Genomic DNA, 293 nt, shown 5'->3' with positions numbered 1-293 from the left:
CAACCCCTTGGAATCACGAGTGCCCCAGTCGCTCAACCCTTTCGGGACGGGCTCTCAGTGATCGATACGACCCGCGTTATGACTGTCACCATCAGCCGCTGTTTCGAGATGAACACGTTCGCGAGCTCGTCGACAGCTTGATCGCGGCACAGCTGGATGTCCTCCAGGGCGATGTCGGAATGCGGGCCTCGACTGCGATCATCGTGGCCGCTGAGAAAGCAATGGGGAAGCATGCCCGGCCGGCGCGCGAACGATCGCGCCATTCGGCCCGCCGCGACATCGCGCGAACCGCG

1 protein-coding gene is annotated in these 293 nt (G+C 63.5%); it reads right to left on the bottom strand.

The features are described from left to right. Positions 1 to 32: 32 nt before the first annotated feature. On the bottom strand, positions 33 to 293 hold a 261-nt coding region (locus AX750_RS26570; protein ID WP_197432827.1), incomplete at its 5' end, for a hypothetical protein.

Origin of the sequence: Methylobacterium sp. CCH7-A2, from assembly GCF_001557075.1 — a bacterium.
Taxonomy (GTDB): Bacteria; Pseudomonadota; Alphaproteobacteria; order Rhizobiales; family Beijerinckiaceae; genus Allobosea; species Allobosea massiliensis.
Note: the sequence above shows the minus strand (reverse complement) of the source record. Positions and strands in the feature narration are given on the sequence as shown.